The sequence below is a fragment of the Pseudomonas sp. D47 genome (assembly GCF_045447305.1).
Classification (GTDB): Bacteria; Pseudomonadota; Gammaproteobacteria; order Pseudomonadales; family Pseudomonadaceae; genus Aquipseudomonas.
On record NZ_JBJGXU010000022.1, the window covers coordinates 1 to 18,724 of the forward strand.

Below are 18,724 nucleotides of genomic sequence, written 5' to 3' on the forward strand. Positions count from 1 at the left end.
TGTTCCGGCGCCTCTTTCCAAAGCGTTGCTTAGCGCCCGATTTGATGAGCCAACACAATCGCTGACCGAGTGATGCCGGGCGAGCTTTTACACCATCAGGAGTGTGGGGTACGCAGGAGCTGAAGAACAAACGACGCTTTGACTAACCGCTCGGCAAAAAAAGACCTTGGCGTCCCAAGGTCTTTTTTACTGCTAACACGGTTCAGCGGGTGCACCACGATCCAAATGTGGGAGCTGGCTTGCCTGCGAAGACGCCAGCCGCCATACCCTCAAACCAGCCGCTTACACACCAACAGCCTCCCCCTCCTCCATCACCCCATTCGGCAACATCCCATTGGCCAAATCATCCACCACCGCCTTCGCCATCTCCCCCAAATAATGCGCCGCCCAGGCGTAACGGTCTGCGCTCTTGTCCATGGCTGTATCCAACGCGAGCATTTTGGAGCAGTGAAGCAGCTCGGAGGCATGCTCCAGGGCGTCGCGAATGGGTACGCCGGAGTTGACGCGGAATAGGCGGTGGAGGTTGGGCTGTTCGCCGCAGGTGGAGAAGGTGATGACGCCGAGGGTTTTGTTGAGGGGTGGGTTGATCATTGAGCACCTCCGAGTTGGGCGGTGGTGTGGATTGCGGTAATACGAGGATCAAGCCTTTCAGAAACACTCATTGGTATAGCTCCCATTCTTCGAAGAGAGCTGCCCCATTCGTTTCCAGGCGAATGGGTGGCAGCTGTGCGCAGGCTGGAAACCGGGGGAATAGGCAAACCCGGCAGACTCGAAAGTCTCCCACGCACAGCCGCCATAACACGCATATGCTGGCACAAAAGTGGCGCCAGCGGTCGTGATAAATGGTGGCACCTGTGCGCCTATACCCACGGGTTTCCAGGCCCGGTCGCCTCATAAAGACGACGATCAGGACGGTAATCTGAAAGCGGGAGACCTGAAAGTATGCTTTTGTATGTACAGATTTCCGCTCCCTGCCGAACCTGAAACTCAGGAACTCAAGGCGCCAACCCTTCTCAACAAGCCGGCAAGCAAGTAAAGGGGACGAATTTATTCAAGCCCCTGCAAGCTGGTGAACGGTGAATATGTGATCAGATCATCCGTCATCAAAATAGACCTGAGCAGCATCAAAAATTCCGATGACCTCCACTCAGTGTTAAGCAACTCACTCAACTTCCCCGGATGGTACGGTGAAAACTGGGATGCCTTCTGGGACGCTATCAGCGCCTTGGTGGAGATGCCCAAAGAGCTTGAATTCTACGGATGGAAGGCTTTTTCAGAACGCATGCCTCACGATGCCAAAATGCTGCAGCAATGCTTGTCGCAACTAGCTGCCGAGTTCCCAGAACTTGCGCCAGAGGTACGCTATTGATGTAGCCATAGCTCAGTCGATCACCTGCTTGGAGGCCCTGATATAAGCAACCTCAACTACCCACTTTGGGGTCGCTAGAAACCAGCTGACTTTTCCCACACCCACCATCGCACAAAGCCGACATCAACCTCTGATTCCCCCCCGTACGCTCACTCCCCCGCACAAGGAAGTGAGCCCGTCATGCCAGAACGCGCGTACCCCATCACCGAAGAGGACCAACTCAAACGGCGAATCCTGACTCCGCAGCCGAAGCGGGAGCCCTATTCGCCGCCGATAGATTTATTCGACTCAGCACCCGCCCCGGCGCCTTCGCCCGCAAAGCTTCCCGGCTGCGTGTTCACTAAACCCTGCCAACTGCCCGACGGCATTATTCGCTACAACAACCCCACCGGTTACGTACCGTTGGAGCTGATCAAGGATTACGGCCATTTCAGCCTGTTGGGTGGGCGCGAGGTGGACAGCCGAGGCGCGGTTGCCTTGAGCAAGATCAGCGGCAGTGCGCTGCCCGTTGGTTTGGGGCAATTGGCGTTGCGCTCAGCGGTGGTGGAGTCCGCAGTCGGCGCCGCTGGCACTGTGGCGGGTGGGCTGTTGGCGGGGTTAGTGGCGCTGGCTTGGCCGTCGGCGCTGGGCGATAGCGCGCTTTACAGCGAGGAGCAACTGCGTTCGCTGCAACGGGCGCGGTCGCAGATGCGTTTGCATGTGGAGCAGCGTGAGGATGGCACGCTCAAGGGGTATGGGTTTTACACGGGCAACCATGCCGATTGGCAGATGATTGATGTGGTGCAGTTCCAAAGCCGTGGCGATCAGTTTGTGGCGGATTTGGGTGAGGGCGTGGAGCTGATCTGGACGCCTGCGGTTGATCGGGGCGACACGCTGGGTATTCCGGCGTTGGAGGCTGCACCGCAAGCGCCGGTAATTTGGATTTACCCGCCGACGGAGAAGGCGGCGCAGATTCTGGTGAACCCGATTTATCCGCCGGAGTATCGGGATTTTATTCTGGTGTTCCCGGTGGAATCGGGGGTTCGGCCGCTGTATGTGGTGGTTAGCGTTCGGGCTGGGGATCACGCCTACCAAACCAAGCCTAAACTCTTAGCTGCGTTTCCAAAGGCAAGATGGGCACGCTCGAAAACGTCCATGAAAGGAGGAGGTAAACGTCCTAGATGGAAAGACCCCGATGGGACAATCTATGAATGGGACTCTCAACATGGAGCTGTGGAAAAGTACACCAAACATGGAGTGCATCTCGGCGAGTTCGACCATATAACCGGTAAACAACGAAAACCAGCCGACCCTAGTAGGAGGGTAGAGCCATGAACCACGTAATTATGGGCGTCTTGCCCAACGAGGATTTTGCGTCCTTTGAGCAAGAGCTATCTCTATCCACTCAAGAGCTAATGAAGATTATGGGATGGAGCCAGCCTGAGGATTGCGTATTTGATTACCCATTGACGGAAGAACAAACACTCAAAATAGAAGAGGCGTGCGCTTTAAAGCTGCCCAACCACCTTGACCTGTTCCTTTCCTCGCACGAGTAACCAACCTAAGAGAATTCAACTTCATGCGTAGACTTTCACTGACAAACAAAAAACTCCGCAACATCCCCAGGCACCTCAGGGCCCTGACCCGTTGGGCCAACAGCTTCGAAGGCTGTTTCTACGAAGCGTTACCGCCACAACCTGACTACGTGACCGAAAGAATCCCCGTCATCGAAAATCTTGTTGAGGGCAAACAAACCACACCGGAAATTCAGGCGCACTGCGCTCAACAGTTGATCAATGTCTCAGGCCATCTGCTTGAAGCACGACCAGACGACGCCCCTGAATACTGGGTTGTCGCCTGCGTCGTGGTTCCGGACATGTTCTCAAGCCGAGTCTGTGTCTACACCGATAAAGCGCGTTACCTGGGCCACACTCAACCTTTCGACTATGACCACTTCCGCCAAACCCGAATCACTGGCCGAAGCCTCTCCAGCGAATGGAACCTGACAATCCCATCAGGGCTTCACGAAGTCGGCTTTCACTTCACGCACGAGAATGAAGACGGCGATATTTTCGAGTCAGAGCATTGGTACTTTGGCGAGGTCAGCACGACCGACGAAGACCCAGGCGGTGAGCGCTGGAAGTACCAGACTTTCAGGTCCTTCCAGGCGCAGCACCCGCATTTGTTCGGCTCGGCCTCTTAGCTCGACTTCACCCCACTCCCCGCCCCCTCAACCAACACCCGATTCGCCGGGTCCGTGACATCAAACACCTGCTGCACACACACCTCCCCCTTGAACTGAAACTCCACCAAATACACCTTCGCCCGCTCCGGCACGAAGCTGCTGAGCACCGGCCCGCATATTGAGTAGATACCCGGTCGAGACTCTCTCGCGGTGCTGGATACGGTCAACTGCTTGCCCGGATCAGCCTGTATCTCCAACTGAGGAAAGCGCTTGAGCCCGGCACTGGCGACCGTCTGGTTTAATTTGGCGATCCAGTTGAAAACCCGGCCTTCGCCGGTGTCCATCACCGTGCCGAGGATTTCCATGCGTGGGTCGGCGTCGCCCTCACGGCGTATCGAGAATTCCACCGGCGCAGTGCCGCCATAGGCTTTCATCACTACTTTGGCGTGGTCTGCGTCCACGGCCACGGTTTTTTGGCGCAGCTGGATGCCGTCTTTGAGCAGGGAGGGCGATGAGTCACGCTGGTTGGATTGGCAGGCGCACAGGGCCAGAGCGAGGGTGAGCAGCGCGATTCGCTTCATGGGGGATGTCCTTATAGAGGGTGAACGTGATGACTGGAGCGGAGTTTAAACGAATGATCTGCAGCAGAGCAGCAATGCGGGCGCTTGGGTTGGGCAGGCGTACCGAGGTGATCCCATCGTCGCCTCGCTGGGGCTCGACAACTCCCACCGTTCCTACATGCCCTGCATTTCCTATATTTCCTACGCGCCCCACATTTCCCATATTCCCCACCGTTGAGCCGGGGCCGCTTCAGGTTTGGTTGAATACCAACCGCGCACACAACCCGCCCTGCTCCAGGTTGTGCAACATCAACCGACAGCCGATCTTGCCCACGATCATGTCCACAATCGCCAAGCCCAAGCCCGCGCCATTGGCGTTATCGCGGCTGTAGAACCGTTCGAACAAGCGGCTCAGTTCGGCTTCATCAATCCCCGGGCCTTGGTCTTCCACGCTCAAGCAGTTAGCGCCAATCAGCACTTTCACTTCGCTGCCTGCCGGGGAAAAATTCAGCGCATTGGTTACCAGGTTCTGCAGCGCGATGGCCAGGGCCACCGGTTCGGTTTCCACCCAGCAATCTTCGTTGCCTTCCAGCACTAGCTCCACGCCCTTGTCCATCGCCAGTGGCGCCAGCTCAGCGAGTTCTTCGCGCACTAATTCCATCAGTTGCACGGGCTTGCACACGAGGTTGCTCAGGTGCGGTTCGATGCGCGCCATGGTCAGCAATTGGCTGCCAACCCGTGTCGCGCGGTCCACACCCTTCACCAGAAAGTCCAACGCTTCGCGCCGTTGCTCCTCGGTGGCGGCGCTTTGGGCGTTTTGTGCATGGATGCGCAAGATGGCCAACGGCGTGCGCAGTTCATGGGCAGCATCGGCGATAAACCGGCGCTCGCGTTCCAGCAGGTCATCCATGTGCACCAACAGCCGGTTCAGCGCGGTTTGCATGGGTTCCAGGTCGGAGGGCAGGGGCTTGAGGCTCAACGGTTGCAAGGCGTCGGTGTTACGCCCACGAATCGCCAGCACCATGGCGCGCAGGGGTTTGAAGCCCCAGCCGATGGCCAGCCAGATCAGTACGGTCAGCAGCGGCACGCCGATCAAGGTGGGCCAGAGGGTGTGGCGCACGATGCGTTCGATCAGGTCTTGGCGCATGTCGTCGCGCTCGCCCACCCAAATCAGCAGACCCTGCTGTGGGTCAACGAGGAGGAAGGCGCACCAGTCGTTGCCGTCGTGGGTCAGGTCGTGGGCGCCGAGGTGGGTGGGCGGTGCATCGAGGATCGGCGCTTGGGCGGAGCGCACCAGGAGTTGGCCGTCGGTGCGCCATACCTGGAAGGTCAGCGGCGTTTCATAAGGGTGGGCGGCGCCGTCTTCGCCGATGCGGCTCATGGCGTGGTCGAAGGCTTGGTAGAGGCGGTCAAAGTCGGCCTCACCGAGGTCGCGTTGGCGCAGCACGCCTTGCAGCAGGCGGGCGCTTTGGGCCAGTTGGGCGTCGTAGACTTCTTCGATTTCGTGGTGGCTGTCGCGCAGCATCAGCCAGCAGATCAGGGCGTCGCCCAGCAGGATCAGCATCAGCACGGGAATAAGGATGCGCGCGCGAACCGAGTTCACGGTTTGAGCACCAGCACATAGCCAACACCGCGCACGGTGCGGATCAGCTCTGTGGATAACTTTTTGCGCAGGTTATGGATCAACACTTCCAACGTGTTGCTCTCAACCCGGTCCTGCCAACCATATAAAGCGCGGGCCAGGCGCTCGCGGGTCACGACTTTGCCAGGGCGCACCATCAGTTGGTGCAGCAGTTGGTATTCCATCGGGGTGAGGATGATGTCTGCGTCCTGGTAGCGCACTTGCTGGGTGGCGGGGTCGAGGCTGACGCCGGCGTGTTCCAGCATCGGTTGCGCGCGGCCCTGGCTGCGGCGCAACAGGGCGCGCACGCGGGCTTTGAGTTCTTCGACGTCGAAGGGTTTGATCAGGTAGTCGTCGGCGCCTGCGTCCAGCCCGGCGATGCGCTCGGTGGTGCCGTCGCGGGCGGTGAGGATCAGCACCGGCAAGTCGTGTTGCTCGGCGCGCAGTTGTTGCAGCAGGTCGAGGCCGTCGAGGCGTGGCAGGCCGAGGTCGAGCAGCAACAAATCAAAGCTTTCCGTGCGCAGGGCGTGTAGGGCGCTGAGGCCATCTTGCAGCCAATCCAGGGTGTAGCCTTCGGCGCCCAATGCCACGCGAATGCCCTGGCCGAGGGCACGATCATCTTCGACTAGGAGTAGGCGCATAGCAGATTCTCTGTAGGAAACGGCGGAATCATGCCGGTTCTGGTGCGGGCCCTTGCGGGAAAGATGTTACGCCACGTTGCCAACTAAGGTTGCGCTAAGGTTGGTTTTGCACTGTGAACCTTCCCACGTATGCAGAGAAATATTCCTGCGTTTATGGGACCAGGTACGGGACAACCTGTCGTTATCCATGCTCACCGGCCGCAGGAGCACCTGCCGGATGAACATGCGCAGTTATCCTTTTTTCCGACAGGTTCTCTATGCGCCCCGTTTTACTGATCTGCAGCCTGCTAGGGGTCTTCATCGCCGCCTGGCTTAGCCATCCGCCCCATGTGCTGGCGCCCTTTGCCCAAGCGAGCCCGAACAATTCAAAGGTCGCGGCGGCGCCGCAATACACCAGCCGCTTCGTGTCCTCGCAACTCACCGACTTTGTGCACTCCTCCTCCGTCACCGCCCTGCCCGGCGGCGACTTGATGGCCGTGTGGTTTGCAGGTTCGCGCGAAGGCGCCGCCGATGTGCAAGTGCGCACCGCGCGGTTTGATGCGCGCAGCGGTGAATGGGGCGCCGAACAGGTGCTGGCCACGCGCGAAAGTACCCGCGACGGCACTCAGCGCTACATTCGCAAACTGGGTAACCCGGTGATTGCGCTGGGGCCGGATAAACGCCTGTGGATGTTTTACGTGTCGGTGTCGGTCGGCGGCTGGGCCACCAGTGCGATCAACGTGATGGTCTCGGAAGACCTCGGTGCGAACTGGTCGGCGCCGCGGCAATTGGTGACCTCGCCGTTCTTTAATATCAGCACCTTGGTGCGTGCCGCGCCGGTGTTTCACGCCGACGGTTCTATCGGCCTGCCGGTGTATCACGAGTTCATGGGCAAGTTTGCCGAGTACCTGTACTTGAGCGCCGACGGTGCGGTGATCGACAAATTCCGCATCAGCCGTGGCAAGAACTCTCTGCAACCGACCATCGTGGCGCAGGATGGCCTGCGCGCCGTGGCGATGTTGCGCTATGCCGGTGACACCTATCACCGCGTGCTCGCCAGCCGCACCATTGACGCCGGCCAAACCTGGAGCGAGCCGTACCCGCTGGAGCCGGCCAACCCCAACTCATCGCTGGCGGCGGTGGCCACCCGGGACGACGGTTTGTTGGTCGCCCTCAACGACCTGCAAGACGGCCGCTTCAAGCTCAGCCTTTACGGCACCGATGCCCAGTTCAGCCAATGGCGCACGGTGATAGAGCTGGACCAGTCGCCCGACCCGCTCGGCCAGCCGTTCGCCCATGAGGCCTACAAAGAAATCATCGGCGAAGGCTTCCGCTCCTCCAGTGGTGCCCAGCGCCTGCCGCTGGAGCAGCGCTTTCTGAGCAACCTGGATTACCGCGTGTGCAAACCCAGTGGCTGCGATTTTGAGTACGAGTACCCGTACTTCAGCCGCAGCCCGGACGGCATGTACCACTTGGTGTACTCGTGGAATAACACCTTTATCAAACATGTCAGCTTCAACGAAGCCTGGCTGGCGGAGCATTTGTAATGGTTTCTGTGTGGCAAGCCCATTTGAGTTTTGTGCTGCTGGGGTTTGTGGCGTTGTGTGCCCTGCGCTTTACCGCACCGTGGCGGCCGTGGCTGCTGCCGGTGTTGGTGGTGCTGAGCTTTATCCCGGTGAATGAACTGCCCTTGGCGGCGTATGTGCGCAGCTTTACCGATGACCTGGCCATCAGCACCTTGGTGTTGCTGGCGTGGGTGGGGCTGTGCCGGTTGGGCGTGGTGCAGCCGGTTACTCGTCAACATCAGCTGCAACTGCTGGTGCTGTTTGGCGTGCTGAGCCTGCTGTTGTACCCCGCCACGCTGGGCCTGACGTATTACGACCCGTACCGCTGGGGCTTCAACCCTCGGCCGATGATTGTGCTGGTGGGCGCGGCGGCGCTGTTGATGCTGTGGCTGCGCAATGCGCTGGCGGTGTGGATGCTGGCGCTGGGCACCCTGGCGTTCGCGTTGCGGCTCAAGGCGTCGGAGAACTATTGGGATTACTTGGTCGATCCGCTCTTGACGGGCTACTGCATAGTCGCAGGATCCTGGCTGCTGGTAAAAGCAGCCTGGAAATACCCGAGCCGAGCACTGTCGAGAAAGCAATGAAGTTCAAAACTGTGGGAGCGGGCTTGCCCGCGATAGCGGTGTATCAGGTACCGGGTAAGGTGGCTGACACTCCGTCATCGCGGGCAAGCCCGCTCCCACATTTGCCCTATGTAGTTTTTGAAATTGGGAAGAGTCAATGATGGGTGTGTTGCAATCACGCCGCCTGCGCTACGGCGTGGGCGCGATCGGGTTGGTGTTTGTGTTGCTGGCCGCTTTGCGGCTGGTGTTTTTAATAAGCTTTTCCGGCCTTGCTCTTAACACCCCGGCGCTGCTGGAAACCCTGGGCATCGGCCTGCGTTTCGACCTGCGCCTGGCGGTGTTGATCCTGCTGCCGCTGGCGCTGCTGGCCTGGTTCCCGCGCTGGAACCTCACCACCCTGCCCGCCTTGCGCTGGCTGGCGCGCGGCTATCTGGTCATAGCCCTGGCCGTAGTCGGCCTGGTGTACATCATCGACTTCGGCCATTACGCCTACCTTGGCGTGCGCATCAATGCGACGGTGTTGCGCTACCTGCAAGACGCACAGATTTCGCAACAGATGGTGTGGGAAACCTACCCGGTGCTGTGGATAACCGCCTGTTGGCTGGCCGCCGTGGCGCTGTGGGTGTGGGCGTTGGTGTGCCTGGAGCGCTTGACCCTGGATCGCGAAGCCAAAACCATCGGCAAGTGGGCGGTGGCGTCTGTGGCCGTGGTCGGCGTTGTCGCCGTGCTGCTGGCCCTGCTCGGCCGCGTGGCCAACCTCAACCTGGAAAACCCGGTGCCGCTGCGCTGGAGCGATGCGTTCTTTTCCGGCAACAGCCAGGTCGCCGCCGTGGGCCTGAACCCGGTGCTGTTTTTGTACGACACGCTCAAGGTTGGCCAATCGCAATTCGATGAAGCCAAAGTGCGCGACCATTACCCGCAGGTTGCGCAGTATTTAGGCGTTGCTCAGCCCGATCCCAAGCAACTGAATTTCACCCGCGAGCAAGGCGTGCAGCCCTATCGCTTGCAAGGCGAGCGCCCGCCCAATGTGATCTTCGTGATGCTCGAGTCCCTCGGCACCAGCGCCGTGGGTGCCTACGGCAACCCGCTGAACCCCACGCCGAACCTGGACAAACTGGCGACGCAAAGCTGGTTCTTCAAACACTTCTACGTGCCCGTCACCGGCACTGCCAAAACCGTGTGGGCAAGCATCACCGGGGTGCCCGATGTCACGCGCCAGGAGACCGCCACGCGCAACCCGCTGATCACGCGGCAACACACGCTGATCAACGCGTTCGAGGGCTACCAGAAGTTCTACATGATCAACGGCAACGCCGGCTGGGCGAATATCAATGCGCTGATTCGTCAGAGCATCGATGGCGTGCAGCTGTTTGACGAAAGCTACTGGCGCTCGCCACGGGTGGACGTGTGGGGCATCTCCGACCTGGACCTGTTCAAGGAAGGCGACCAGTTGCTGCGCGCCGTGCCCAAGGACCAGCCCTTCTTCGCCTACGTGCAAACCTCCGGCAACCACCGCCCGTTCACCATCCCCAAGCAGAACGACGGCTTCCAGGTGCATGACGTGACGCTGGAGCAAGCCCAGGCCGCCGGCTCGCGCAGCGTCGAGCAATACAACGCAGTGCGTTTGCTGGACTTCAACATCGGCCGCCTGATGGACATCGCCAAGGCCGGCGGCTGGTACGACAACAGCATTTTTGTGTTCTTCGGCGACCACAACACCCGCATCAGCCAGATCCCGCACATGGCACCGGCCTTCGAGCAATTGGGCCTGGAAAGCAACAACGTGCCGATGCTGATCCACGCGCCGGGCCTGCAACCGCGGGTGATTGAAGAGGCCGTGGGCCTGGCGGACTTGCTGCCCACTGTTGCCGGCATGGCCGGCATACCGTTTCGCAATGGCGCGATGGGCCGCGACATCCAGCAACCGGCGCCAGAAGGCGAACGCGTGGTGCCGCTGGTGTTGCACGAGGGCACCTTCCCGATTATCGGCGGCGTGACCAAGGATTTCCTGCTGCAAATGCAACACGACGGCAGCTTACCAACCCTGCACGACCTTGCCTCGCAAACGCCTCGGGACGACGTGGCCGAGCAGCATCCCGAAGAGTTTCAACGCTTACAGGGGCTGACGCGCGGGCTGCATGAAAGCGCGCGGTTGATGCTGTTCAAGAATGTGCGCGAGTGATCACTTGGGCTGGAAAGTTTCCAGGTAGGCCAGGATGTTTTCAATCTTCTGCGGGTCGCTGATGCCCCAGAAGATCATGCGCGTGCCGCTGACCACCTTCTTCGGCGCCTCGATGTAGGCGGCGAGCTTGTCGCGGGACCAGACCACGCCGGAGTTTTTCATCGCGTCGGAGTACTGGTAATCCGTGGTGGTGCCGGCGGGTCGGCCGATGATGCCGTTAAGCTCTGGGCCAAAGCCGCCGCGCGCACCTTCGCCGATGCTGTGGCAGCCGCCGCAGGTCTTGCTGAACAGCTTGCCGCCCGCCTCGGCATCGCCGGCCGCAAAGGCCGGGGCGGTGTTGAGGATCAGGGTGAGGGTCAGTAACGCGTAGTTCATGGTGGGCTCCACAGCGGGTGTTACGGCGATTATGCCTGTTTGTCAGGAGCGCATGCCCATCCAGATCACCGTTTCCGTCCACGCCGTGACCACCGGCGTGAGCGCCCTGAACCACGGGTCACGCACATCAATCTGTGCGGCCGAGTGGTCATGGTGGTGTTGTTCCTCCTCGACGATGGAAGCAATCGCCGCCACGGCTAAGGGGTCGATGTCGTGCAAGGTATGAAGTTGATGCGCCAGGTGTTTGAGCACCACGCTTTCGACCGCGACCGTGGTAGCGACGATAGCCTTACGCCCGCACAGCCCGGTGATCAACCCCAGCACCAGCCCACCCAGCCCGCATAGCCAATAACTGCGGCAACGGCGATAACCACGGCGCTGCAGCTCGGCCTGGAACACCGCGCGGTGGCGGCGCTCATGGGAAAGAAACTCCGTCAGCTCAGCCACCATGCTGGGAGCAAAAAACCGCGCCATGAACAGTTGGCCACTGTAGATACAAATCGCGCCATGCTCGCCGGCGTGGTCGACTTTGATCATGCGGTTGCCAAGGTTTTGGTCGATCAGCAGGGCGGAAGGCGTGTTCATGATTGACGGCCTTGTGCGGCGGCTCGTGGGAAGTGGGCCGGTCCTTGGTGGGAAGCGTCGGTATCGTGCAATACTCCCTGCAGATGCGCAACCTAGACGGTTCAAACAACCACCCATCGCCTCAGGCACATCTAATCGAACCTATCCCCACCCGCCCCACTCCACCTTACTGAACCCTGATGGTGGAGTAAGGATCATGGCTCAGCCATCGATTTTAGTGCTGGAAGACGACGAGATCATTCGCTCGTTAATGGTGGATGTACTGGAGGACTTCGGGGCGCACGTCACCTCGTTTCCTTCGGCGGATGAAGGCATGATTTACCTGGAACGCTGCGATGACCCGGTGGACCTGATTGTCAGCGATATCCAGATGCCGGGTTTGCTCAACGGCTACGACCTGAGCAAGGTGGTGGCGCATCGCTGGCCGTCGGTGCCGGTGGTGCTGACCTCCGGCAATACTAAGCTGGCGGAGCAACTGGGCGGGTCTGTGCGTTTTTTGCCCAAGCCGTGGAGCGCCGAGCACTTGGTTGAGTGCGTGCAAACCGCGCTGATCCAAAAGGGCTCGTCCCTGCATTGATAGCACCGCAATATCACTTAACGCGAACTTGATGAGTTGCCCTGTGGTCATTAATCACGCAAGGAGCGACTTTTCTGATGCGCCGGTCAGCCTTTTCGCCTTGTGCGTGCAGTTGACGGCAATGAGTTGTGTAGAATTGTCGCCGGTTTCACCCGCGTCATTCATGGCCGAAAGGCCCCCAGTTCGAGCTCATTGAATGCATTCACAGGCCCTTGACGTTGGTGCGCCATCATTGCTGGAAACGTTGCGCTCAGGCACTGGCCTGCTGCATGTAGCGTTGGAAAAACGCCTGCCGTTTTTCTCCGAGTGCCTGGATGCCGACTGGTACCAGCGCTTGCTCCAGGCGTACTACGGATTTTATAGGCCGATGGAAGCGGTGCTGTATGACAGCGGCTTGATCCCTAATGGATTCGATACGTCGTTGCGTGTGAAAACGCCAACGCTGCTGCGCGACCTCTACGCCCTTGGCCTGACGGACGACGCTATCAGCGCCCTGCCCCGTTGCTGCGAACTCCCCACTTTCGATACCCCCGCCGCCTGCCTCGGTGCCCTGTATGTGCTGGAAGGCGCGACCCTGGGCGGCCAAGTGTTGCGCCGGAAAATGGCTCAACGCCTGGCCGTCGACGCGGACAACGGCGGCGCGTTTCTCAATGTGTACGGCACCGAGACCGGCCGGCGCTGGAAAGACTTTCTCGATTACCTGAGCCGCCAGCCACTGGACACGCAGGCCAAACAGCACGCGGTGATTGCTGCCTGTTCGACATTCAGCGGCTTTGAGCAATGGCTTGCCAGCCAGGAGGTACTGCTATGAAACCCGAAGATTTTGAGGAACTGCATGCCAACTGTTCCGACGAACCCATTCGCACTCCAGGCGCGATTCAGCCCCACGGCGTGTTGCTGACGTTATCGGCACCTGACCTGAACATCATGCAGGTCAGCGCCAATGTGGGCACTGTGTTCAACCACGCGCCTGAGGCGCTGTTGGGCCAGCCGCTGCACACCTTGATTGGCGCGCAACATGCCCAAGCCGTGCAAGCCATGGCTGAACACGACACTTTTTTCGACGCGACGGCGCTGCACGTCACCTTCAACGGTGTGCGATTCGAAGGGCTGTTGCATCGCCATCAAGACGTGCTGGTGCTGGAATTCGAACCGCACCTGGAAGACTTCAAACCGCGCACCCTGAATGGCCGCACCAGCGACCTGGGCAAGATGTTGCAACGCCTGCAGTCGGCGAAAAACCTACAAGCGCTGTACGAAATCAGCGTGAATGAAATCCAGGCCATGACCGGTTATGACCGGGTGCTGATCTATCGTTTCGAAGAAGAAGGCCACGGGCAGGTGATTGCCGAAGCGTCCTCGCCGTCCATGGAGCAGTTCAACGGGCTGTTCTTCCCAGCCTCCGATATCCCCGAGCAGGCCCGCGAGCTGTACCGCACCAATTGGCTGCGCATCATCCCGAATGCAGCCTACGAGCCGGTGCCGTTGCTGCCCAAGCTGCGCCCGGACACCGGCCAGCCGCTGGACTTGAGCTTTGCCACCCTGCGCAGCGTGTCGCCGATTCACTGCCAGTACATGCAGAACATGGGCGTGCTGTCGTCCATGAGCATCTCGTTGATGGCGGGTGACAAGCTCTGGGGCTTGATCAGTTGCGGTAACCGCGAGCCGCTGTTGGTGCCCAATGACCTGCGCATAGCCTGCCAAACCATCGGCCAGGTACTGTCGTTGCAGATCAGTGCCATGGAAGCCCTGGACCTGAGCCGCCAACGCGAAGAAAAGGTTGAAGCCCTGGCCCTGCTTGATCAGGCGATGAAAGCGTCTGAACAAAATGTGTTCGATGGCCTGGCCCAGCAGCCGCACGTGCTGATGGACCTGACCCTGTCGGGCGGCGTGGCGATCATCGAAGACAAACAGCTGCACTGCTACGGCAATTGCCCGCAGCCTGAGCAGATTCGTGCGCTGCACACGTGGCTGCAAACCAGCGGCGAACCGGTGTTCTCCAGCCACAACCTGACCTCGGTATACCCGCCAGCTGCCGAGTTTCAGCCCGTGGCCAGTGGCGTGTTGGCCATGAGCCTGCCAAAGCCTGTGGATAACGGCGTGCTGTGGTTTCGCCCGGAAGTGAAAGAGAACATCAACTGGAGCGGCGACCCGAATAAACCGCTGAACTTGGAAAAATCCGACGCCGGCTTACGTCTTCGCCCACGCACCTCGTTTGAAATCTGGAAAGTGGAAATGGCCGGCATCTCCACCAAGTGGAGCCATGGCGACCTGTTTGCGGCCAACGACCTGCGCCGTTCCGCCCTGGAAAATGACCTGGCCCGCCAAGTGTTGCGCGAACAACAAGCCGTGCGCGCTCGCGATGATCTGGTCGCCGTGGTGTCCCACGACCTGCGTAACCCGATGACGGTTATCTCGATGCTTTGCGGGATGATGCAAAAGGCCTTCAGCTCCGAAGGCCCACACACCTCGCGGCGGATTTCCTCGGCCATCGACACCATGCAGCAGGCCGCCGGGCGGATGAACGTGCTGCTGGAAGACTTGCTCGACACCTCGAAAATCGAGGCCGGGCGCTATGTGGTCAAACCGGTGGTGCTGGACGTCAACCAGATGTTCGAAGAGGCCTATGCGCTGCTCGCGCCATTGGCGATGGAGAAAGGCATCGAGCTGTCGTTCAACACAGAGTCGGGCCTGCAGATCAATGGGGACCCGGAGCGTCTGTTCCAGGTGTTGTCGAACTTGATCGGCAATGCCATCAAGTTCACCCCGCGCCAGGGAACCATCAGCGTAAGCGCCTTGAGCAACGGCGAGGAAATCATGTTTTCAGTGCGCGATTCCGGCGAAGGCATTACGCCGGAGCAGTTGCCGCATGTGTTTGATCGCTACTGGACGCAAACGGAGAACAACCCCACCGGCAGCGGGCTGGGGCTGTACATCACGCAGGGTATCGTGCAGGCCCACGGCGGGCGGATCGAAGCGCAAAGTGAGGTGGGCCAGGGCAGCGAATTCATCTTTACGGTGCCAAAGGCCATCGAGTTGTCGCCGACCTGACTGTCAACAGTGGGCTTCCTGTGGCGAGCGGGCTCGCCACAGGAAGCCCGCTCGCCACATAAAACCCGCCTGTTAAACCGGCAACACCAGCACCGCCACCAAGCCGCCACCCTGGCGGTCTGCCAGGGTCAGCGTGCCGCCGTGCTCCAACACAATTGCCCGCGCGGTGGAGAGCCCAAGCCCTACACCGCCGGTGCTTTTGTTGCGTGAGCCTTCCAGGCGATAGAACGGCAGAAACACCTGCTCACGATGCTCGGCAGGAATGCCCGGCCCGCGATCGAGCACGTGGATCACCACCTCTCCGGCGATGTACAGCAGCTCGATTTCCGGCGTCTTGCCATAGTGGATGGCGTTGTCCATCAAGTTGGTCATCACGCGTTTGAGGCCCAGCGGGCGACCGAAATACACCAGCCGTGGCGGGCCACAAAAGCGGATGTCGGTGCCTTGGTCGCGATAGTCGTCAATCAGGGTTTGCAGCAGTTCCGCCAAGTCCAGCTGGGTGGCCTGCTCCAAGCGTGCATCATCGCGGAAGAATTCCAAGGCGGTGTTGATCATCGCCTGCATTTCATCCACATCACGAAACAGTCGGCGCTGCTGGTCGGCGTCTTCGATGAACTCGCCGCGCAGGCGCAACCGCGTAAGGGGCGCGCGCAGGTCGTGGGAAATCGCCGCGAGCATTTGCGTGCGGTCCTGGATGAAGTGCCGTAGCTGCGCCTGCATGCTATTGAAGGCGAGGATTGCCTGGCGAATTTCGTGGGGGCCGACCGGCTCGATAGGCGGCGCGCGAAAGTCAGAACCGAAGCGCCGTGCGCCTAGGGCGAACTGCTGCAGCGGGCGCGCCAGGCGGCGCGTCGCTACCAGAGTCACCAACGCGGTAGAGACCAATACCAGCAGCAACACGATCACGCTGCGCTCGCCGTCCCCAAGGCCCCAACTGCGCGATGGCGCGTTGAACATCAGCCAGGAATGGTCGACCAGTTGCACCAACAGGGCGTAATGGCCTGTGTCGCCCGGCCAATCGGACGGCTCATACGCTTCCATCGGTCGCGGCGGCCCGGGCAGCAGATGCTTGAACGCCTCATCCCCCGAATGGAAATCCGGGTCTTGCAGTTCGGGCAAGCCAAAAGTCTCACGCTGGGTGGCCCACGCCACGCTGAACTGCGCATCGCCGACCGCCTGGACCAGTTGCGGGCGCTGCGCGGGCTCGGAGGCTTCGACCACACGCACCAACACGGCGACTTTTTCCAGCAGCCCGATTTCAGTCAATGGCGGCCGCGCCCATACGCCGGCCAATTGCACAAACAGTGCGTTAAACGCGAGCGCCGTGAGCATCGCAATCAGGATAGTCAGGGCGATCCAACGCGCCACCGTGTCGCGGGGCAGGCGCCTCATGAACGGGTGACCATGGCGGTGAATTGGTAACCGCCGTTGCGCACCGTGCGAATCATCGCCGGGCGCTTGGTATCGAACTCCAGCTTGCGGCGCAGGCGGCTGACCTGCACGTCGATGCTGCGGTCGAACGCATCGTGGCTGTGGCCGCGCGCCAGGTTCAGCAATTGCTCACGGGTCAGCACGCGTTGCGGGTGCTCGGCAAACACCAACAGCAGGTCGAACTCGCCAGATGACAGCGGGATCATCACCTGGTCGGGCGAGCGCAATTCACGCCGGGTCAGGTCCAATTGCCAGCCGGCAAAACGGATCAGCGGCCGTGACACCTCGCCCATAGGTGGCCGGTTTTCACCGGCCCGGCGCAACACGGCGCGCACTCGCGCCAGCAGCTCGCGAGCGTCGAAGGGTTTGCTCAGGTAGTCGTCGGCGCCCATTTCCAGGCCCACCACACGGTCACTGAGCTCGCCCATGGCGGTCAGCATGATCACCGGTGTCGCGTACTGCTGGCGCAAACGCTGGCACAGCAGCAAGCCGTTATCCCCAGGCAGCATCAGGTCGAGGACGATCAAGTCGGCAGGCTCGCGCTCCATGGCCGCCCATAGGTCGGCGCCACTGGCCGCCGTCTCGACTGCGTAGCCGTGTTGCAGGAAAAATTTCTTCAGCAGCGCGAGGACTTCAAGGTCATCGTCCACGATCAAAAGGTTACTCACCGGCGGGCATCACTTGGCTGGGTCGAGGTGCCATCTAAAACCATTCGGCGCGGTTCGTCATATATTTCAACCGTGCAACAAAGCGTCAACCGCGCAATAAACCAGACATCTTTGCGCAAGCTCGGCCTGCCAGCATCGGCCTCCTTTTTGTGGAGACTGTGCCCATGCGCTCGCTGACCTACCCCCAGCATTTGGCCTGCCAGGCGGTGTTGTTGATGACCGTGTCTTACCTGACCGGCTGTGCCAGCCCGGCCAATGTGGCGCCCACCACCCGCTGCGCGCAGGTGGCCTACCCGGTGTATGACCCCGCCGAGCCAGTCAACCGTCGTGTGTTCGCGTTTAACCGTGCTGTGGATAACTACGCCTTGGCGCCTGTAGCGCGAGGTTACCGTTACCTGCCGGATTTTTTCCAACAGGGTGTGCATAACTTCGCAAGCAACTTCAACGAACCAAAGGTGTTTATCAACGATCTGTTGCAAGGCAATCCGCATCGCTCGGTTAATACCCTTGGCCGGTTCGCGGTGAACACCACGGTGGGTGTGGTGGGGTTGATCGATGTGTCGGACCACCTTGGTATCCCACGCCATACCGCCGATTTCGGCCAGACCTTCGGCGTATGGGGTGTAGGCAACGGGCCGATCGTCGAGTTGCCGTTGCTGGGCACCGGTAACAGCCGCGATGCCGCCGGCAAGGTCCTGAGTTTTCTGGTCTCACCGCTGGGCGACAGCGATACCGTGCAGACACTGGGCACGGTCAGCCTGGTGGGTGGCACGGTGGATACGCGGGCGTCACAGTTGCCGCTCACCGACAGCCTACAGAAGCTGCCGGATTACTACAGCGCGTTACGTAATGGGGTGGCGGAACACCGTGCGGCCTTCGTAGTGGAAGGCAAGGAAGGCGCAACTACGCCACGGGAGAACACCTGTGGGGCGGGCGCCGGGGGTGATTTTTAAAGCAGTTTGGCCCCGTTTGCAGCGGTGAAGTGGCCCCTAGCCTTGTCACGTTTTGACCCAAGACGTATATAGCTCGGTCGGCCGAGGCTTTGTAAGTTCAGTGCGCGCTTACAGTGCGATAACTCAACACCACTCTTAGCCTGACAGAGGACACCACCATGGATCTTTTTTTCAACATTGCCGCGACCAGCCTCAGCTTTACCCAGGTCGCCAACATCAAACCGATCACGCCTGCGCCAACGCCCGCTCCGGGATCGACCATAGACTTCAGCAGCGCAAGCGAACCGCAAAAGGACAGGCGCTCCGGCAACCTGGATAGCCTGGGCCAAGGCAATCTTCTCTAGGTAATAAAAAAGGAGGGCGACAACCCTCCACTTGCGCGCAGTCACTTAACAAAACACTGACATCCACTGGGTTAATCTACGTGCCTAACTTGCACA

At 60.2% G+C, this 18,724-nt stretch carries 20 protein-coding genes; 12 read left to right on the forward strand and 8 right to left on the reverse strand.

Translation table 11 applies throughout. The annotated features are described in order from the left end of the window. Positions 1-282 precede the first annotated feature (282 nt). Positions 283-591: a DUF3077 domain-containing protein gene (locus ACI77I_RS16180; RefSeq protein WP_406997953.1), complete on the reverse strand. Its 309-nt coding sequence runs from the start codon at positions 589-591 to the stop codon at positions 283-285. 493 nt (positions 592-1,084) lie between these two features. Between ACI77I_RS16180 and ACI77I_RS16185 the strand changes: the two genes are divergently transcribed. From ACI77I_RS16185 to ACI77I_RS16200, 4 genes are all read left to right on the forward strand, one after another. Next, positions 1,085-1,369 carry a barstar family protein gene (locus tag ACI77I_RS16185; RefSeq protein ID WP_406997954.1) on the forward strand — a complete coding sequence of 95 codons (285 nt, stop codon included), beginning with the start codon at positions 1,085-1,087 and terminating at the stop codon, positions 1,367-1,369. 180 nt (positions 1,370-1,549) lie between these two features. After that, positions 1,550-2,683: a colicin E3/pyocin S6 family cytotoxin gene (locus tag ACI77I_RS16190; protein ID WP_406997955.1), complete on the forward strand. Its 1,134-nt coding sequence runs from the start codon at positions 1,550-1,552 to the stop codon at positions 2,681-2,683. Beyond that, complete coding sequence (locus ACI77I_RS16195; protein ID WP_083356847.1) at positions 2,680-2,904, forward strand: pyocin S6 family toxin immunity protein; 225 nt, start codon at positions 2,680-2,682, stop codon at positions 2,902-2,904. The genes ACI77I_RS16190 and ACI77I_RS16195 overlap by 4 nt, the downstream gene beginning before the upstream one ends. A 23-nt stretch (positions 2,905-2,927) precedes the next feature. Beyond that, positions 2,928-3,551, forward strand: coding sequence for a DUF3916 domain-containing protein (locus ACI77I_RS16200; RefSeq protein ID WP_406997956.1), 624 nt, complete (start codon positions 2,928-2,930; stop codon positions 3,549-3,551). Here ACI77I_RS16200 and ACI77I_RS16205 read toward each other — a convergent pair. From ACI77I_RS16205 to ACI77I_RS16215, 3 genes are all read right to left on the reverse strand, one after another. Next, complete coding sequence (locus ACI77I_RS16205; RefSeq protein ID WP_406997957.1) at positions 3,548-4,114, reverse strand: hypothetical protein; 567 nt, start codon at positions 4,112-4,114, stop codon at positions 3,548-3,550. The two genes, ACI77I_RS16200 and ACI77I_RS16205, sit on opposite strands and share 4 nt — an antisense overlap. Positions 4,115-4,343: 229 nt before the next feature. Further along, positions 4,344-5,696 (reverse strand): ATP-binding protein, encoded by a 1,353-nt coding sequence (locus ACI77I_RS16210; protein WP_094949410.1) that lies wholly within the window; start codon positions 5,694-5,696, stop codon positions 4,344-4,346. Continuing rightward, positions 5,693-6,355: a response regulator gene (locus tag ACI77I_RS16215; RefSeq protein ID WP_406997958.1), complete on the reverse strand. Its 663-nt coding sequence runs from the start codon at positions 6,353-6,355 to the stop codon at positions 5,693-5,695. Before ACI77I_RS16215 ends, ACI77I_RS16210 begins: the two co-directional genes overlap by 4 nt. Positions 6,356-6,612: 257 nt before the next feature. Here ACI77I_RS16215 and ACI77I_RS16220 point away from each other — a divergent pair, with 257 nt between their 5' ends. The 3 genes from ACI77I_RS16220 (at position 6,613) to ACI77I_RS16230 (ending at position 10,644) form a co-directional block, all read left to right on the forward strand. Continuing rightward, positions 6,613-7,881, forward strand: a complete 1,269-nt coding sequence (locus ACI77I_RS16220) for an exo-alpha-sialidase (protein ID WP_406997959.1) — start codon at positions 6,613-6,615, stop codon at positions 7,879-7,881. Next, complete coding sequence (locus tag ACI77I_RS16225; RefSeq protein ID WP_094949407.1) at positions 7,881-8,483, forward strand: hypothetical protein; 603 nt, start codon at positions 7,881-7,883, stop codon at positions 8,481-8,483. The genes ACI77I_RS16220 and ACI77I_RS16225 overlap by 1 nt, the downstream gene beginning before the upstream one ends. A 139-nt stretch (positions 8,484-8,622) precedes the next feature. Further along, complete coding sequence (locus tag ACI77I_RS16230; RefSeq protein ID WP_406997960.1) at positions 8,623-10,644, forward strand: LTA synthase family protein; 2,022 nt, start codon at positions 8,623-8,625, stop codon at positions 10,642-10,644. On the opposite strand, the gene ACI77I_RS16235 is transcribed toward ACI77I_RS16230, so the two are convergent. Both ACI77I_RS16235 and ACI77I_RS16240 read right to left on the reverse strand, forming a co-directional pair. Continuing rightward, positions 10,645-11,019, reverse strand: coding sequence for a c-type cytochrome (locus tag ACI77I_RS16235; protein WP_406997961.1), 375 nt, complete (start codon positions 11,017-11,019; stop codon positions 10,645-10,647). A gap of 42 nt (positions 11,020-11,061) precedes the next feature. Continuing rightward, a complete protein-coding gene (locus ACI77I_RS16240; RefSeq protein WP_256589225.1) occupies positions 11,062-11,604 on the reverse strand; it encodes a demethoxyubiquinone hydroxylase family protein in 543 nt (180 codons plus the stop codon). A gap of 196 nt (positions 11,605-11,800) precedes the next feature. On the opposite strand from ACI77I_RS16240, the gene ACI77I_RS16245 reads away from it, so the two are divergent. The 3 genes from ACI77I_RS16245 to ACI77I_RS16255 all read left to right on the forward strand — a co-directional run bounded on the left by ACI77I_RS16245 (position 11,801) and on the right by ACI77I_RS16255 (position 15,232). Beyond that, positions 11,801-12,181 (forward strand): response regulator, encoded by a 381-nt coding sequence (locus ACI77I_RS16245; RefSeq protein ID WP_094949404.1) that lies wholly within the window; start codon positions 11,801-11,803, stop codon positions 12,179-12,181. 196 nt (positions 12,182-12,377) lie between these two features. Further along, positions 12,378-12,992 (forward strand): biliverdin-producing heme oxygenase, encoded by a 615-nt coding sequence (locus ACI77I_RS16250; protein ID WP_094949403.1) that lies wholly within the window; start codon positions 12,378-12,380, stop codon positions 12,990-12,992. Next, positions 12,989-15,232, forward strand: coding sequence for an ATP-binding protein (locus ACI77I_RS16255; protein WP_406997962.1), 2,244 nt, complete (start codon positions 12,989-12,991; stop codon positions 15,230-15,232). The genes ACI77I_RS16250 and ACI77I_RS16255 overlap by 4 nt, the downstream gene beginning before the upstream one ends. A 72-nt stretch (positions 15,233-15,304) precedes the next feature. Here ACI77I_RS16255 and ACI77I_RS16260 read toward each other — a convergent pair whose 3' ends face one another. Further along, the gene (locus ACI77I_RS16260) at positions 15,305-16,624 is read right to left on the reverse strand and encodes a sensor histidine kinase (protein WP_406997963.1); all 1,320 of its coding nucleotides are present in this window, start codon (positions 16,622-16,624) and stop codon (positions 15,305-15,307) included. Continuing rightward, on the reverse strand, positions 16,621-17,331 hold the full coding sequence (locus ACI77I_RS16265) for a response regulator (RefSeq protein ID WP_094949400.1): 711 nt from the start codon (positions 17,329-17,331) through the stop codon (positions 16,621-16,623). Before ACI77I_RS16265 ends, ACI77I_RS16260 begins: the two co-directional genes overlap by 4 nt. A 164-nt stretch (positions 17,332-17,495) precedes the next feature. Here ACI77I_RS16265 and ACI77I_RS16270 point away from each other — a divergent pair, with 164 nt between their 5' ends. After that, positions 17,496-18,284 (forward strand): VacJ family lipoprotein, encoded by a 789-nt coding sequence (locus tag ACI77I_RS16270; protein ID WP_406997964.1) that lies wholly within the window; start codon positions 17,496-17,498, stop codon positions 18,282-18,284. A 158-nt stretch (positions 18,285-18,442) separates the two neighbouring features. Next, complete coding sequence (locus ACI77I_RS16275; protein ID WP_094949398.1) at positions 18,443-18,628, forward strand: hypothetical protein; 186 nt, start codon at positions 18,443-18,445, stop codon at positions 18,626-18,628. Positions 18,629-18,724 lie beyond the last annotated feature (96 nt).